The organism is Pseudomonas shirazensis (assembly GCF_014268785.2).
Lineage (GTDB): Bacteria > Pseudomonadota > Gammaproteobacteria > Pseudomonadales > Pseudomonadaceae > Aquipseudomonas > Aquipseudomonas shirazensis.
Genome location: NZ_JABWRD020000001.1, coordinates 229664 through 244605 on the forward strand (window position 1 = coordinate 229664; position 14942 = coordinate 244605).

General features: G+C 62.8%; 16 protein-coding genes. 2 read left to right on the plus strand and 14 right to left on the minus strand.

Translation table 11 applies throughout. From position 1 onward, the window contains the following. From HU736_RS01050 to ccoN (HU736_RS01100), 11 genes are all read right to left on the minus strand, one after another. A complete protein-coding gene (locus tag HU736_RS01050) occupies window positions 1-2463 on the minus strand; it encodes a heavy metal translocating P-type ATPase (RefSeq protein WP_186698734.1) in 2463 nt (820 codons plus the stop codon). A gap of 152 nt (window positions 2464-2615) precedes the next feature. After that, window positions 2616-3140, minus strand: a complete 525-nt coding sequence (locus HU736_RS01055) for a FixH family protein (RefSeq protein ID WP_103436730.1) — start codon at window positions 3138-3140, stop codon at window positions 2616-2618. A 12-nt stretch (window positions 3141-3152) separates the two neighbouring features. After that, window positions 3153-4568 (minus strand): cytochrome c oxidase accessory protein CcoG, encoded by a 1416-nt coding sequence (gene ccoG, locus HU736_RS01060; RefSeq protein WP_186698736.1) that lies wholly within the window; start codon window positions 4566-4568, stop codon window positions 3153-3155. A 223-nt stretch (window positions 4569-4791) separates the two neighbouring features. After that, window positions 4792-5772, minus strand: coding sequence for a cytochrome-c oxidase, cbb3-type subunit III (ccoP, locus tag HU736_RS01065; protein WP_103436732.1), 981 nt, complete (start codon window positions 5770-5772; stop codon window positions 4792-4794). Next, window positions 5769-5966, minus strand: a complete 198-nt coding sequence (locus tag HU736_RS01070) for a cbb3-type cytochrome oxidase subunit 3 (RefSeq protein WP_101318067.1) — start codon at window positions 5964-5966, stop codon at window positions 5769-5771. The genes ccoP (HU736_RS01065) and HU736_RS01070 overlap by 4 nt, the downstream gene beginning before the upstream one ends. A gap of 5 nt (window positions 5967-5971) precedes the next feature. After that, window positions 5972-6580: a cytochrome-c oxidase, cbb3-type subunit II gene (gene ccoO / locus HU736_RS01075; protein WP_101318069.1), complete on the minus strand. Its 609-nt coding sequence runs from the start codon at window positions 6578-6580 to the stop codon at window positions 5972-5974. Further along, entirely contained in the window at window positions 6580-8022 is a 1443-nt protein-coding gene (ccoN, locus tag HU736_RS01080) for a cytochrome-c oxidase, cbb3-type subunit I (protein WP_103436733.1), read from the minus strand. Before ccoN (HU736_RS01080) ends, ccoO (HU736_RS01075) begins: the two co-directional genes overlap by 1 nt. A 423-nt stretch (window positions 8023-8445) precedes the next feature. Beyond that, window positions 8446-9387: a cytochrome-c oxidase, cbb3-type subunit III gene (ccoP, locus tag HU736_RS01085; RefSeq protein WP_103436734.1), complete on the minus strand. Its 942-nt coding sequence runs from the start codon at window positions 9385-9387 to the stop codon at window positions 8446-8448. After that, complete coding sequence (locus HU736_RS01090) at window positions 9384-9575, minus strand: cbb3-type cytochrome oxidase subunit 3 (protein WP_101322973.1); 192 nt, start codon at window positions 9573-9575, stop codon at window positions 9384-9386. Before HU736_RS01090 ends, ccoP (HU736_RS01085) begins: the two co-directional genes overlap by 4 nt. Window positions 9576-9584: 9 nt before the next feature. Further along, window positions 9585-10193, minus strand: coding sequence for a cytochrome-c oxidase, cbb3-type subunit II (gene ccoO / locus HU736_RS01095; RefSeq protein ID WP_101318075.1), 609 nt, complete (start codon window positions 10191-10193; stop codon window positions 9585-9587). 13 nt (window positions 10194-10206) lie between these two features. Further along, on the minus strand, window positions 10207-11631 hold the full coding sequence (gene ccoN / locus HU736_RS01100) for a cytochrome-c oxidase, cbb3-type subunit I (protein WP_101318077.1): 1425 nt from the start codon (window positions 11629-11631) through the stop codon (window positions 10207-10209). A gap of 49 nt (window positions 11632-11680) precedes the next feature. Here ccoN (HU736_RS01100) and HU736_RS01105 point away from each other — a divergent pair, with 49 nt between their 5' ends. Beyond that, window positions 11681-12373, plus strand: a complete 693-nt coding sequence (locus HU736_RS01105) for an alpha/beta family hydrolase (RefSeq protein WP_186698738.1) — start codon at window positions 11681-11683, stop codon at window positions 12371-12373. 49 nt (window positions 12374-12422) lie between these two features. On the opposite strand, the gene ppnP is transcribed toward HU736_RS01105, so the two are convergent. Next, a complete protein-coding gene (gene ppnP / locus HU736_RS01110; protein ID WP_103436736.1) occupies window positions 12423-12707 on the minus strand; it encodes a pyrimidine/purine nucleoside phosphorylase in 285 nt (94 codons plus the stop codon). Between the two features lie 76 nt (window positions 12708-12783). Next, complete coding sequence (locus HU736_RS01115; RefSeq protein ID WP_186698741.1) at window positions 12784-13335, minus strand: 3'-5' exonuclease; 552 nt, start codon at window positions 13333-13335, stop codon at window positions 12784-12786. Between the two features lie 150 nt (window positions 13336-13485). Between HU736_RS01115 and HU736_RS01120 the strand changes: the two genes are divergently transcribed. Further along, window positions 13486-14289 carry a substrate-binding periplasmic protein gene (locus HU736_RS01120; RefSeq protein WP_186698852.1) on the plus strand — a complete coding sequence of 268 codons (804 nt, stop codon included), beginning with the start codon at window positions 13486-13488 and terminating at the stop codon, window positions 14287-14289. A 3-nt stretch (window positions 14290-14292) separates the two neighbouring features. On the opposite strand, the gene HU736_RS01125 is transcribed toward HU736_RS01120, so the two are convergent. Next, entirely contained in the window at window positions 14293-14823 is a 531-nt protein-coding gene (locus tag HU736_RS01125; protein WP_101318085.1) for an RNA polymerase factor sigma-70, read from the minus strand. Between the last annotated feature and the right edge of the window lie 119 nt (window positions 14824-14942).

Sequence of the window (14942 nt, forward strand, 5' to 3'; positions counted from 1 at the left end):
TCAGTGAAGGATGGTCGCGCCGGCAACCGCCTCGACGCGGGCCGTGCTGGCGGGCGCGAGGTCGGGCAGGCGGGTCAGGCGCAGGGCATTGAGCACCACCACCAGCGAGCTGACCGACATGCCGATGGCGGCCCACACGGGGGTGATCCAGCCCAGCGCCGCGAACGGCAACATCAGGCCATTGTACAAGGTTGCCCAGGCCAGGTTCTCGACGATTATCCGCCGCGTGCGGCGTGCCAGCAGCAGCGCCTGGGCCAGCGCTTGCAGGCGGTTGGACAACAGCACCGCATCGGCGCTGGTTTTTGCCAGGTCAGTGGCCGAGCCCATGGCAATGCTGATGTCCGCTGCAGCCAGCACGGGCACGTCATTGACCCCATCACCGAGCATCAACACCTTGCACCCTGCGGCCTGCAAGGCGCGCAGGCGGGCCAGCTTGTCGTCGGGGCGCAGGCCGCCAACCGCCTGATCGATGCCCAGTTGTGCGGCCACCTCGGCGACCATTGGCGAGCTGTCGCCAGACAGCAGCAAGGTCTGCCAGCCGCGCGCCTTGCAGGCGTCGAGCAAAGCCTGGGCGTCATCGCGCAGGCGGTCGTCCAGGCCAAACCAGGCCAACGGCCCGTGGGTATCGCCGAGCAGCAGCCACTGGCCACGCGGCTCGGGCAGCGGCGGTGGCTCGCTGCCGCTCAGGGCACAGACGAAACTGGCCTGGCCGATGCGCATGTGCTGGGCGTCGAGTTGGCCTTCCAGGCCCAGCCCGGGCACGTTCTGCACTTCTTCGGCGGGCCGCGTGCTGCGGCCGAAGGCGCGCGCGATCGGGTGCTCCGAGCGGTTTTCCAGCGCGGCGGCGAGGGCCAGGCACTGGTCGCTGCCCAGCGTGCCCAAGGGGCGGATGCTGCGCAGGGTCAGGCGGCCTTCGGTGAGCGTGCCGGTCTTGTCGAAGATCACCGTGTCGATCTGGTTGAGGCCTTCCAGCACATGCCCGCGTGTTACCAGCAGGCCAAGCTTGTGCAGGGTGCCGGTGGCGGTGGTCAGCGCGGTCGGGGTGGCCAGCGACAGGGCGCAGGGGCAGGTGGCGACGAGCATCGCCAGCACGATCCAGAATGCCCGGCTCGGGTCTAGTTGCCACCAGAGCAGGCCGATGGCGACTGCGGCCAACAGCGTGAATAACAAGAACCACTGCGAGGCGCGGTCGGCGATCTGCGCCAGGCGCGGCTTTTCGGACTGGGCGCGTTCCAGCAGCCTGACGATGGCGGACAAGCGCGTGGCCTGGCCCAGCGCTTGGACCTCGACGGTCAGCGTGCTTTCGATGTTCAAGGTGCCGCCGGTGACGTGATCGCCCGGGCTGCGCGCCAGCGGCAGGTACTCGCCGGTGAGCAATGACTCGTCGATGCTCGAACGGCCCTCGACAATCCGTCCGTCCGCCGGGATCACCGCGCCGGGCAGCACCTGCACCCGGTCGCCGCAGTTGAGTTCGGCCAGCAGAATGCGCTCGCTGCGCCCCTCGCTGTCCAGGCGCAAGCACGAGGCCGGCAGCAGGTTGACCAGTTGCGCAGTGGCCGCCGCCGTGCGCTCGCGGGCGCGGCGTTCAAGGTAACGACCAGTCAGCAGAAACAGGGCAAACATGCCGACCGTGTCGAAGTACAGCTCGCCGCTGCCGGTGATCGCCGTCCAGATTCCGGCGCAGTAGGCCAGGGCGATGGCCAGCGACACCGACACATCCATGGTCAGGTGGCGGGTGCGCAGGTCGCGCGCGGCGCCTTTGAAAAACGGCGCACAGCTGTAGAACACGATCGGCGTGGTCAGAAACAGCGCAACCCAACGCAGAATGGTGTGCAACTCGGGGCTGAGGTCGATGTTGAATTCAGGCCAGGTGGCCATGGTCGCCATCATCGCCTGGAACCACAACAGCCCAGCCACACCGAGGCGGCGCAGGGCGCTGCGGTTCTCCCGCGCAAGCTGCTCGGCGGCCTGGTCGGGCTGATAGGGGTGGGCGGCGTAGCCGATCTGGCGCAGCTCGGCCATCAACTTCGACAGCGGCAGTTGCAGGTCGTCCCAGCTCAGCAGCAGGCGGTGGTTGGACAGGTTCAGGCGGGCGTCGGCCACGCCTGGCACATTGCGCAGGTGTTTCTCGATCAGCCAGCCGCAAGCGGCGCAACTGATGCCTTCGATCATCAGCACCGCTTCGGCCTGGCCATGGTCATGGCGGACGAAGCCTTGCTGAACATCGTTGCGGTCGTACAGCGCCAGTTCGTCCTGCAACTGCTGGGGCAGGGCCTCTGGATTGGCGCTGGTTTCGCTGCGGTGCTGGTAGTAGTGCTCAAGGCCGCCAGCAACGATGGATTCGGCAACGGCTTGGCAACCGGGGCAGCAGAATGCGCGCAGCTCGCCCAACACCTTGGCGTTGAAGCGGCTGCCGGCAGGGACCGGCAGGGCGCAGTGGTAGCACGGGTTGGGCTGAGTCATCACATCATGGCCTTACTAAAACCGCAAAGTTGCACGCATCCCCGTAGGAGCGGCCTTGTGTCGCGAAAGGGTCGCGAAGCGGCCCCAGGATTCATGCCGCGGCCACAATTGCCGGGCCAGCTTCGCTGGCCTTTCGCGACACAAGGCCGCTCCTACAGGTGCTCGGCGCCCTGGATGGCTTCATCGCCGAGCTGGAGGGTTACGCCGTGCTCGACTTTCTCTTCCTCGAACAAGCGCCAGATGTGGCCATCTTGGCTGCCCAGCAGCTCGACAAAGCGCCGGCCCTCGACCTTGTCGTCCAGTTGGCCAACATAGCGGCCTGCTTCGCTGCGCGCCAACTGGACCTTGCGGTCCTTGTCCGGCTGGGTCGGCGAGATCAGGTTGAGTTCCAACGTCTGCGGGTCGCTGTTGCCGCTCAGACGCAGCTCGACCTCGCCGGTCAGCTCATCGAGGAACACGCTGGCCTTGAGGTTGAGAGTCTGCGCCAGCAGTTCGCGGTCGAGCGAGCGGTTGATGCCTTTGCCGGCCTCGTAGTAGTTGTCGTTGACCAGATTGTCCGGGTTGCGCACGGCAATGCTGACCATGGTCAGGCTCAGGCACACCGAGGTGGTGAGGATGCCGATGAGGATCCAGGGCCAGAGGTGCTTGTACCAGGGGCTGGCGGCAGTAGCAGGCATGGAGCGGGTTCCTTAGCGAATTTGCGGGCCGATGAAACGGCTCTTGGCTTCAACCTGGGTGCCATTGTCGTCGGCGTCCTTGAGGGTGAAGATGACTTCGTTGGTGGTCGACGGCAACTGCTCGGGGGCCACCGACAGCTGCACCGGCAGGCTGACGATATCACCGGCCTCGACGCGGATCTCGCGCCGGCCTTGCAGTTGCAGGTCTGGCAGGCCGCTGGCCTCGAGCACGTAGACGTGATCGCGCTGGTCCTTGTTCATGACTTTGAGGCTGTACACGTTCTCGATCTGCCCCTGGGCGTTTTCGCGGTACAGCACGCGGTCCTTGCTGACATCGAACCCCACCAGCGAGCGGGTGGCAAAGGCCGTGGCCAGGGCGCCGATCATCACCAGCAGGACTACTGCATAACCGATCAGGCGCGGCCGCGCCATGTGCGTCTTCTGCCCGGACAGGTTGTGTTCGGTGGTGTAGCTGACCAGGCCGCGTGGGTAGTTCATCTTGTCCATGATGGTGTCGCAGGCGTCGATGCAGGCAGCGCAGCCGATGCACTCGACCTGCAGGCCGTCACGGATGTCGATGCCGGTCGGACACACCTGCACGCACATGGTGCAGTCGATGCAGTCGCCCAGGCCTTGCGCCTTGTAGTCGGCGTCTTTCTTGCGCGGGCCGCGTAGTTCGCCGCGGCGCGGGTCATACGAGACGATCAGGGTGTCCTTGTCGAACATCACGCTCTGGAAGCGCGCATACGGGCACATGTAGATGCACACCTGTTCACGCAACCAACCGGCATTGCCGTAGGTGGCCAGGGTGAAGAAGCCGACCCAGAAGTAGGCCCAGCCATCGGCTTCGCCGGTGAAGAATTCCACGAGCAGTTCGCGGATCGGCGAGAAGTAACCGACAAAAGTCACCCCGGTGACGAAACCAATCAGCAGCCACAGGCTGTGCTTGGCGGTCTTGCGAGCGAGCTTGTTGGCGCTCATTGGCGCCTTGTCGAGCTTCATGCGCTGGTTGCGGTCACCCTCGGTGATTTTCTCGCACCACATGAACACCCAGGTCCACACGCTCTGCGGGCACGTGTAGCCGCACCAGATGCGCCCGGCGAATACGGTGATGAAAAACAGGCCAAAAGCGGCGACGATCAGGATGCCCGACAGCAGAATGAAATCCTGCGGCCAGATGGTGGTGCCGAAGATGTAGAACTTGCGCTCAGGCAGGTTCCACCAGACAGCCTGGTGGCCGCCCCAGTTCAGCCACACGGTGCCGAAGTAGAGCAGGAACAGCAGCGCGCCGCCGACCATGCGCAGCCTGCGGAACACGCCGGTGAAGGCGCGGGTGTAGATCTTGGCACGGGAGGCATAGAGGTCGACGGAATCCTTTCCCTTGTTGGCAGGCGGGGTCACGTCATGTACCGGAATGTGCTTGCTCATCATCAAGTCCCACGGCAGTGGAGAAGTGCCGCGGCCAGTGCATGCCAGTCGCGGTCGTGCGCCTGGTGCTGACGCTCTGCGGCCTATGATACGCCTGTGCTGGCGAGGTCGGACCGTACTGCGACGTTATGTCGCGTTGGGTTTGCTTGTGAAATGGTGTAGGTGCGATTGTCAATTGATCCAGGTCAGCCGAGGTGCAAACGCCTCGGCTGACCTGGCTGGATTACGGCTTGGCAGGCTCGGCGGCTTCCTGCTGCGACAGGCTGTACACATAGGCGGCCAGCAGGTGCACCTTGTCATTGCCTTGCAACTCGGCCTGGGCCGGCATCTGGCCCTGACGGCCGTAGCGGATGGTCTGCTGCAACTGGGCGAAGCTTGAGCCGTAGATGAACCCCTGCGGATGGGTCAGATCAGGTGCGCCCATGGCCGGCGTACCCTTGGCCTCGGACCCGTGGCAGGCGACACAGTTGGTGGCGAACAGTTTCTGGCCGTTGGCAGGGTCTGCCTTGATGCCCTCGGGCAGCTTGCGCCCGTCCAGGTTGGTCAGAACAAAGGCGGCCACATCAGCCACACCTTGCTCGCCGAGCACCTCGGCCCAGGCCGGCATCACGCCGTGGCGGCCGTTCATGATCGAGGCCTTGATCGTCTCCGGCTCGCCACCCCAGCGCCAGTCGCTGTCGGTCAGGTTAGGGAAGCCATAGGCGCCCTTTGCGTCGGAACCGTGGCACACTGAACAGTTGGAGGCGAACAACCGGCCACCCATTTTCAGCGCCTGCGGGTCCTTGGCGACTTCTTCGATCGGCATCGCGGCAAACTTGGCAAAGATCGGCCCAAAGCGGGCATTGGCCTTGGCCATTTCCTTTTCCCACTCGTGCACGCCGGTCCAGCCCGCCTCACCGTTGCTGAACTCGGTCTGCTTGTCGTTATCGAGGTAGCTGTAGCCTGGCAGGATGCCTTTCCAGTTGCCCAGGCCTGGGTACAGCACCAGGTAACCAAGGGCAAAGATGATGGTGCCGACAAACAGCCAGAACCACCATTTGGGCAGCGGGTTGTCGTATTCCTCGATGCCGTCGAAGGCGTGGCCGACGGTCTCGTCGGTGATGTCCTCGCGTTGGCCCTTGCGGGTCGACAGCAGCAGCCAGGTGAGGGCGAAGATCGTGCCCAACGTCAGCACGCTGACGTACAGGCTCCAGAAGGTAGTCATTGTTGTTTGCTCCTAGACGCTTTTGCTTGCGCTTGCTCGACGTGCTGGCTGGCTTCGGGGTCATCGGCAAAAGGCAGTTGCGTGGCCTCGTCGAAGTCGCGCTTGCGCCGTGGGCTGAACACCCACAGGGCGAGGCCGACGAACGCCACCAGTACCACCACGGTGCCCAGGCCACGGATCATTCCGATATCCATCAGCGTCACCGTTTGCTTTTGATGATGGTGCCAAGGCCTTGCAGGTACGCCACCAGCGCGTCCATCTCGGTCTTGCCCCTGACCGCGTCGGCAGCGCCGGCGATGTCGGCATCGGTGTACGGCACGCCCAGGGTGCGCAGCACTTCGAGCTTTTTCGCGGTGTCCTTGCCATCGAGCTTGTGCTCGACCAGCCACGGGTAGGACGGCATCTTCGACTCGGGTACGACGTTGCGCGGGTTGTACAGGTGCGCGCGGTGCCAGTCATCCGAGTAACGCCCGCCGACCCTGGCCAGGTCCGGCCCGGTGCGCTTGGAGCCCCACAGGAACGGGTGGTCCCAGACACTTTCGCCGGCCACCGAGTAGTGCCCGTAGCGTTCGGTTTCGGCGCGGAATGGCCGGATCATCTGCGAGTGGCAGCCGACGCAGCCTTCGCGGATATAGATATCGCGGCCTTCCAGCTCCAGCGCGGTGCGCGGCTTCATGCCTTCGACCGGCTTGTTGGTGACGTCCTGGAAAAACAGCGGGACGATCTGGGTCAGGCCACCGATGCTGACGGCAATGACCATGAAGAAGGCCAACAGGCCGATGTTCTTCTCTACTGCTTCATGCTTCATCAGTGCGCTCCCACAACGACGATCTTGGCGGCGGCTTCAGCTTCTGTGGCATCCGCTGCACGTACTGTGCGCAGCACGTTGTAGGCCATCAGCAACATCCCCGAGGCGAAGAACGCACCGCCCACTGCGCGGACGATATAGCCCGGGTGGCTGGCCTGCAGCGCCTCGACGAACGAATAGGTGAGGGTGCCGTCATCGTTGATCGCACGCCACATCAGGCCCTGGGTAATGCCGTTGACCCACATCGAGGCGATGTACAGCACGGTGCCGATAGTGGCCAGCCAGAAGTGCGCGTTGATCAGGCCGACGCTGTGCATCTGCGCCCGGCCGTAGAGCTTGGGAATCATGTGGTAGATGGCGCCGATCGAGATCATCGCCACCCAGCCGAGCGCACCGGCGTGTACGTGGCCGATGGTCCAGTCGGTGTAGTGCGACAGCGAGTTGACCGTCTTGATCGCCATCATCGGCCCTTCGAAGGTCGACATGCCGTAGAACGCCAGCGACACCACGAGGAAGCGCAGGATCGGGTCGGTGCGCAGTTTGTGCCAGGCCCCGGACAGCGTCATCATGCCGTTGATCATGCCGCCCCAGCTCGGCGCCAGGAGGATGATCGACATGACCATGCCCAGCGACTGCGCCCAGTCGGGCAGGGCGGTGTAGTGCAAGTGGTGCGGGCCGGCCCAGATGTACAGGGTGATCAGCGCCCAGAAGTGCACGATCGACAAGCGGTACGAGTAGATCGGCCGCTCGGCCTGCTTGGGCACGAAGTAATACATCATGCCGAGAAAGCCCGTGGTCAGGAAGAAGCCCACCGCGTTGTGCCCGTACCACCACTGGATCATCGCGTCGGTCGCACCGGCGTAGGCCGAGTACGACTTGAACAGGCTCACCGGCAGCGAGATGTGGTTGACAATGTGCAACATCGCGGTGACGACGATGAAGGCGCCGTAGAACCAGTTGCCGACATAGATGTGCTTGGTCTTGCGCTTGACGATGGTGCCGAAAAACACCACGCCGTAGGTGACCCAGACGATCGCCAGCAGAATCGCGATCGGCCATTCAAGCTCTGCGTATTCCTTGGTGGTGGTGTAACCCAATGGCAGGGTGATCAAAGCGCTGACGATGACCGCCTGCCAGCCCCAGAAGGTGAACGCCGCCAGGCTGTCGGAAATCAACCGCGTCTGGCAGGTGCGCTGCACCACGTAATACGAGGTGCCAAACAGCGCACAGCCACCGAAGGCGAAGATCACCAGATTGGTGTGCAGCGGGCGCAGGCGGCCGAAGCTGGTCCAGGGCAGGTCGAGGTTCAGTTGCGGCCAGACCAGTTGCGAGGCGATGAAGACGCCGAGGCCCATGCCAAGGATCCCCCAGACCACCGTCATGATGGCGAACTGGCGGACGACCTTATAGTTATAAGCAGTCGGACTGATTGCTGTGCTCATTCTAAGGTTCCACGGTTTGAATATTCTTGTTGGTTGAAAATCGGCGCCAGTATCGGTAACCCCTGGGGGTATGGCAACGCAAGGCTCCTCGCGCCGACCCGTGTCCACACCCTGCATGCTGCCGTCCCGCAGCGCTTGGGCCTGGATGATTGTACACAAATAAATATTTGTTATGTGTACCGTTTCTCGACTTTTTCTGATCGATCGGTCAGGCTTTTTCGGGCCTGTCTGGGTAGGTCGGATACCCTCCCAAAGCCGTAGCTTGAACCGCCCAAAGTCGGCCCGGCGTCAGGCGCTATGGGACGTGCGAGTAGGGCGTTGCCGCCTTGGCATCTAGCTTAGTTGTGTTCGGAGGGGGTGCAAGCGAGGTGGGCGGAGGGGAGAAGCGGGGAAAGCCGGGGCCGTGAAACGGCCCCGAGGGTATTACTTGGCGGTCACGGTCTGGGCCGGTTGCGGTTGCGACAGGCTGTACACGTAGGCAGCCAGCAGGTGGACCTTGTCGTGGCCCTGAATGTCAGCCTGGGCTGGCATCTGGCCCTGGCGGCCGTAGCGAATGGTCTGCTGCAACTGGGCGAAGCTGGAACCATAGATGAACGCCTGTGGATGGGACAGGTCAGGTGCGCCCATCACTGGCGTGCCTTTGCCTTCCGGTCCGTGGCAGGCAACGCAGTTGCTGGCGAAGATCTGCTGGCCTTTGGCTGGATCTGCCTTGACCCCTTCAGGCAGCTTGCGGCCGTCCATGTTGGTCAGCACGAACGCCGCCACATCCGCCACGCCCTGCTCACCGATCACCTCCGCCCAGCCCGGCATGACGCCGTGGCGGCCGTTCATGATCGAGGCCTTGATGGTTTCCGGGTCGCCGCCCCAGCGCCAGTCGCTGTCGGTCAGGTTGGGGAAGCCGTAGGCACCTTTGGCGTCCGAGCCGTGGCACACCGAGCAGTTCGAGGCAAACAGGCGGCCGCCCATTTTCAATGCTTGCGGGTCCTTGGCCACTTCTTCCACCGGCATGGCGGCAAACTTGGCGAAGATCGGCCCGAAGCGGGCGTCGGCCTTGTCCATCTCGCGCTGCCATTCATCGACCTGGGTCCAGCCATTCTCATAGCCCGGCAGGATGCCCTTCCAGTTGCCCAGGCCTGGGTACAGGATCAGGTAGCCGACGCCGAAGGCGAGGGTGCCGACGAACAGCCAGAACCACCACTTGGGTAGCGGGTTGTCGTACTCCTCGATGCCATCAAAGCTGTGGCCCATGGTCTGGTCGGTGGTGTCCTTGCTCTGGCCCTTGCGGGTGCTGAGCAGCAGCCACGTCAGGCCGATCAGGCTGCCGATGGTCAGTACGCTGATGTACGTACTCCAGAAGGTGGTCATTGCCCGTTACTCCTCATTGCAGGCTCCTGCCCGGCAGGGGGCAGGCGGTCATCGTCGAAGGGCAGCAGGCGCGCTTCAGCGAAATCACGGTCACGGCGACGGTTGAACACCCACAGGCTCAGGCCGATGAAGGCGATCATCACCACCAGGGTGCCGAGGCCGCGGATCATGCCGATGTCAATTGACAGTTCCATTGCTTACCTCTTGTTCTTGATCGCAGTGCCGAGCACCTGCAGGTAGGCGACCAGCGCGTCCATCTCGGTATGGCCCTTGACGGCGTCACGGGCACCGGCGATATCCGCGTCGGTGTAAGGCACGCCGAGGGTGCGCAGGGCGCGCATCTTGGTCTCGGTGTGGCTGTTGTCGACCTGGTCGGCGACCAGCCATGGGTACGACGGCATCTTCGACTCGGGGACAACGTTGCGCGGGTTGTACAGATGCGCGCGGTGCCAGTCGTCCGAGTAGCGTCCGCCGACCCGGGCCAGGTCCGGCCCGGTGCGCTTGGAGCCCCACAGGAACGGGTGGTCCCAGACGCTCTCGCCGGCGACCGAGTAGTGCCCGTAGCGCTCGGTCTCGGCGCGGAACGGCCGGATCATCTGCGAGTGACAACCGACGCAGCCTTCTCGAATGTAGATGTCGCGGCCTTCCAGTTGCAGTGCGGTGTACGGCTTCATACCCTCGACCGGCTTGTTGGTGACGTCCTGGAAGAACAGCGGGACGATCTGGGTCAGGCCGCCGATACTGACGGCCAACACCATCAACACTGCCAGCAGGCCGACGTTTTTCTCGATGACTTCATGTTTCATCAGGCAACTCTCCTCAGGCCAACTGGGCGTTCGCAGGGGCGGCGGCTGCATCCGGTGCGCGCACCGTGCGCCAGGTGTTCCAGGCCATCAGGAACATACCGCTGAGGAAGATCGCACCACCGACGAAGCGCACGATGAAGCCTGGATGGCTGGCCACCAGGGTTTCGACGAAAGAGTAGGTGAGGGTGCCGTCGGCGTTGACCGCGCGCCACATCAGGCCCTGGGCGATGCCGTTGACCCACATCGAGGCGATGTACAACACGGTGCCGATGGTCGCCAGCCAGAAGTGCGCATTGATCAAACCAATGCTGTACATGCGCTCTTTGCCCCAGATTTTCGGGATGGTGTGGTACAGCGCACCGATGGAAATCATCGCAACCCAACCAAGCGCGCCGGCATGGACGTGGCCGATAGTCCAGTCGGTGTAGTGCGACAAGGCGTTGACGGTCTTGATCGCCATCATCGGCCCTTCGAAGGTCGACATGCCGTAGAACGCCAGCGACACCACCAGGAAGCGCAGAATCGGGTCGCTGCGCAGTTTGTGCCAGGCGCCCGACAGGGTCATCATGCCGTTGATCATGCCGCCCCAGCTTGGCGCGAGCAGAATCAGCGACATGACCATGCCCAGCGACTGCGCCCAGTCAGGCAGAGCGGTGTAGTGCAGGTGGTGCGGGCCGGCCCAGATGTACAGGGTGATCAGTGCCCAGAAGTGCACGATCGACAGCCGGTAGGAATACACCGGGCGTTCGGCCTGCTTGGGTACGTAGTAGTACATCATGCCGAGGAAGCCTGCGGTCAGGAAGAAGCCCACCGCGTTGTGGCCGTACCACCACTGCACCATGGCGTCGGTTGCGCCGGCATACACCGAGTAGGACTTGGTCAGGCTGACCGGGATTTCCAGGTTGTTGACGATGTGCAGCAGCGCCACGGTGAGGATAAACGCACCGAAGAACCAGTTACCCACATAGATGTGCTTGGTGGTGCGCTTGATCAGCGTACCGAAGAACACGATCGCGTAGGCCACCCAGACAATGGTGATCAGGATGTCGATCGGCCATTCCAGCTCGGCGTATTCCTTGGAGCTGGTGTAGCCCAGCGGCAGGCTGATCGCGGCGAGCACGATCACCAGTTGCCAGCCCCAGAACGAGAATGCCGCCAGGCGCGGCGCGAACAGGGTGGTCTGGCAGGTGCGCTGCACCGAGTAATACGAGGTGGCAAACAGCGCGCAGCCGCCGAAGGCGAAGATCACTGCGTTGGTGTGCAGCGGCCGCAGGCGGCCGAAGCTGGTCCACGGCAGGTCGAAGTTGAGGGCAGGCCAGGCGAGTTGGGCAGCGATGAAAACGCCGAGCCCCATCCCGACGATTCCCCACACCACCGTCATAATGGCGAATTGGCGGACCACCTTGTAGTTGTAGGCGGTTCTGGGTGTTGTGTTCATGTATGGGTTCCCATCCACGGTTATAGGCAGACTAAACAGCGAGGCAAGAATGAGAGATGGGCAAAATGCCGGTATTGACGGGGATCAATGGGCGCAAGTGACAAATGTTTCAGGCTTGCGCTGCGATCTGCCGCAAGCCGGTGGCGAGCAGGGCTATGTGGGGTGTTTGATCCTGGCCCACGGTGCTGGCGCACCGATGGACAGCGGGTTCATGAACGACATGGCGCAAAGGCTGACAGGGCAAGGGCTGGCGCTGCTGCGCTTCGAGTTCCCGTACATGGCCGAACGGCGCGCAACAGGCGGCAGGCGGCCACCTAACCCGCAGAAGGTTTTGCTTGAATGCTGGCGCGAGGTGTATCAACAGGTGCGACCATTGGTCACAGGGCTGCTGGCGATTGGCGGCAAGTCAATGGGCGGGCGCATGGCCAGTTTGCTGGCCGATGAACTGCAGGTAGATGCACTGGTGTGCCTGGGATATCCGTTCTACGCAGCGGGCAAGCCGGAAAAGCCGCGGGTCGCGCACTTGGCTGAACTGCAGACACCGACCTTGATTGTGCAGGGCGAGCGCGATGCCCTGGGCAACCGGGACACGGTCGCGGAATACCAGCTGTCGTCAGCCATCGAACTGTGCTGGCTGGCGGCGGCGGATCATGACCTCAAGCCGCTGAAAGCGTCGGGATTCACCCATGAACAGCACCTGCAAACCACCGCAGAACGGGTTGCCAGCTTCATCCAGCGCTGAGCAGCAACTCAGCAGGCGCCGCGCCTGCTGAGCCAATGCGACCGTTGGATCAGTCGCGGTATTCGCACAGGTAAGCGGTTGCGACCGCGACCTTGAGCTGGAATTTGCTGTCGGCAGGCACATTGAACTGGCTGCCAGCGGTGAATTCCTGCCAGTTGTCGCTGCCCGGCAGCTTGACGGTCAGGGCGCCGGAAACCACGTGCATGATTTCGCGCTTGGCGGTGCCGAACTCGTATTCGCCCGGGGCCATGACGCCGACGGTGGCCGGGCCTTCAGTACCTTCGAAAGCGATCGACTTGACGGTGCCATCAAAGTACTCGTTGACCTTGAACATGGGGGCGACTCCTGTAAAGGGGGATGAAAAAGGGGCTGGCCAGTATGCCCAAGCCCCAGCGAGTCGTCATCTGCTTTCAGGGGCTCTCGCCCGGCAGGCTCAGCGGCAGCAAACGCGCGGTGTTGCGCGCATCTTCGAGGGCGCGGTGCTGCTGGCCGCTGAACTGCAGGCCGGCCAGTTGCAGCGCGCTGTTGAGCCCGGCCGGGCGCTGCAGGTGGCGGGCCTTGGCGAAGCGCTGCTTGAGGTTGATGTGGGCGGTGTCCTGGAGCACGCTGCGCACTTTATAGTCGTGCCACTCCTGCAGCAGCTGGCGTCGGTCATAGTCGCCCCAGCTGACCCAGGCTTGCAATTCGTCGGCATGCGTACTCAGCCAACCCTCGAACCCAGCCCAGGCCTCACGAAAACATGCGGCGGCGTCGACGTCCGCCTGGCTGATGTGGGTCAGCTGGCGGCAGAACGGAGTCAACTGCGGGCGTTTTTTTGGTTTGACGAAGCACTGGAACTGGTCGACCTCATGGCCTTGCCGCGTCACCAGGCTGGCGCCGATTTCAATGATTTCCATCTCTGTGAGCGGCCAGCCACCGTCGTCGGTGGTGGCCTCCAGGTCGATCACTAACCAATGGGCCATGGCAGGCTCCCTTGCAAGACTCGCTAGAGAGTAGCCAAACTCGGCCAAACAGGCACCCTATGGCACTTTGGCATATGTGCTGGTTGTGCCGCTTGCAGAAAACGCCTAGCTTAGGCGCATCAAGGTTTGGTGTGTCTGCAAGTGTCTGTGTTGATTCCACTGCCCAGGCTCAAGGCCTTCTCGTCGCTGTTGCTGGTTGCTCTGCTGGTGCACGTCGCGCCTGCCTGGGCCGAACCCGAGGCAGGCATCGAGGTGCGCGTCGGTGCGGCGCATTTTCCGCCTTACACCGTCCGTCCGGAGCGGGGCGCCGACAGTGGCCTGCTGCCGCAACTGACACAGGCGCTCAACACGCTGCAAAAGGACTACCACTTCGTTCTGGTGCCCACCTCGATTCCGCGGCGCTTTGCCGACCTGGAGCAAGCGCGCACCGACATGGCGATTTTCGAGAACCCTCAGTGGGGCTGGCAACAGGTCGCCCACCAGGCCGTCGACATGGGCCTGGAAGATGCCGAAATTTTTGTCGCGCGGCGCCAGCCGGGAAGGGACCAGAACTACTTCGATGAGCTGCATGGCAAGCGTCTGGCTGTATACCACGGCTATCATTACGCCTTCGCCGACTTCAACGCCGACCCGCAGCAGCTAAGTGCGAACTACCATGCGACCTTGACCTACTCGCATGACAGCAACCTGTTCATGGTCCAGCGAGGCCGCGCCGACATTGCTCTGGTAACGCGGTCGTATTTCAATGATTTTCTTGCGCGCAACCCTGCCAGCCGCGAGCAGTTGATGGGCTCGGAACGGGTCGATCAGCTTTATCATCATTACGCACTGCTGCGCCCGAATGCACCGATCAGCCCGCAGGCATTTGCCGCGCTGTTGCAACAGCTGCGCAGCAACGGTGAATTGACGCGGATTTTCCAGCCCTATCAGATCCAGACGATCAGCCCGCAGTAGCCCTCAAGTGTGGGGCTGGGCGCTTTTGCGGCAATGGATCAGGGCGTCGCGAATCATGAAGTTGACCAGCGTCGGCGAGACGCCAAGTTCCTTGGCGATGTCTTTCTGCGGGACGCCGTGCAGCCGGTACATCTCGAAGGCATAACGGGTGCGCTGGGGCAGTTCATTCAGTGCATCGGCGATATGTTCAAGCGCAGCCAGATTGATGTGGGTGTGCTCGGGCGATGCATTGACGATCACCACGTTCATGCCTTCCTCTTCGGTGCCCGAATACCTCAGCTCCATCGCCTGCTTGCGATAGTGATCGATGGCCAGGTTGCGCACGATCTGGAACAGATAACTGAGTTGAGCTTTGATCGAGGAGGTGATCTGCGGTGCGGCGTTGAGCCGGAAGAAGGCGTCCTGAACAACATCCTCGGCACGCGAGCGGCAGCCAGTGATGCGCGCGGCGATTTTGAGGAGAATGCTGCGATTGTCGACGAACGCCTGGAGTAAGGGTGAATCGCACTTACTTGTGGATAGTTGTTCCGCCATGGAAATCACCTTAGCTCTTGTAGGAATAGGAGCGCTTTTGGGTAGGACGCTTCCTGCGACGAGCGACAAATTAGGCGGAATGATAATGGTTGTCAAATACGAAAGTTAATGAGTATCTA

What these genes read in the sequence shown, in the direction of transcription:
- HU736_RS01050 (WP_186698734.1), bottom strand. Translation starts at nt 2,463, where the DNA reads ATGACTCAGCCCAACCCGTGCTACCACTGCGCCCTGCCGGTCCCTGCC.
- HU736_RS01055 (WP_103436730.1), bottom strand. Translation starts at nt 3,140, where the DNA reads ATGCCTGCTACTGCCGCCAGCCCCTGGTACAAGCACCTCTGGCCCTGG.
- ccoG (WP_186698736.1), bottom strand. Translation starts at nt 4,568, where the DNA reads ATGAGCAAGCACATTCCGGTACATGACGTGACCCCGCCTGCCAACAAG.
- ccoP (WP_103436732.1), bottom strand. Translation starts at nt 5,772, where the DNA reads ATGACTACCTTCTGGAGCCTGTACGTCAGCGTGCTGACGTTGGGCACG.
- HU736_RS01070 (WP_101318067.1), bottom strand. Translation starts at nt 5,966, where the DNA reads ATGGATATCGGAATGATCCGTGGCCTGGGCACCGTGGTGGTACTGGTG.
- ccoO (WP_101318069.1), bottom strand. Translation starts at nt 6,580, where the DNA reads ATGAAGCATGAAGCAGTAGAGAAGAACATCGGCCTGTTGGCCTTCTTC.
- ccoN (WP_103436733.1), bottom strand. Translation starts at nt 8,022, where the DNA reads ATGAGCACAGCAATCAGTCCGACTGCTTATAACTATAAGGTCGTCCGC.
- ccoP (WP_103436734.1), bottom strand. Translation starts at nt 9,387, where the DNA reads ATGACCACCTTCTGGAGTACGTACATCAGCGTACTGACCATCGGCAGC.
- ccoO (WP_101318075.1), bottom strand. Translation starts at nt 10,193, where the DNA reads ATGAAACATGAAGTCATCGAGAAAAACGTCGGCCTGCTGGCAGTGTTG.
- ccoN (WP_101318077.1), bottom strand. Translation starts at nt 11,631, where the DNA reads ATGAACACAACACCCAGAACCGCCTACAACTACAAGGTGGTCCGCCAA.
- HU736_RS01105 (WP_186698738.1), top strand. Translation starts at nt 11,681, where the DNA reads ATGAGAGATGGGCAAAATGCCGGTATTGACGGGGATCAATGGGCGCAA.
- ppnP (WP_103436736.1), bottom strand. Translation starts at nt 12,707, where the DNA reads ATGTTCAAGGTCAACGAGTACTTTGATGGCACCGTCAAGTCGATCGCT.
- HU736_RS01115 (WP_186698741.1), bottom strand. Translation starts at nt 13,335, where the DNA reads ATGGCCCATTGGTTAGTGATCGACCTGGAGGCCACCACCGACGACGGT.
- HU736_RS01125 (WP_101318085.1), bottom strand. Translation starts at nt 14,823, where the DNA reads ATGGCGGAACAACTATCCACAAGTAAGTGCGATTCACCCTTACTCCAG.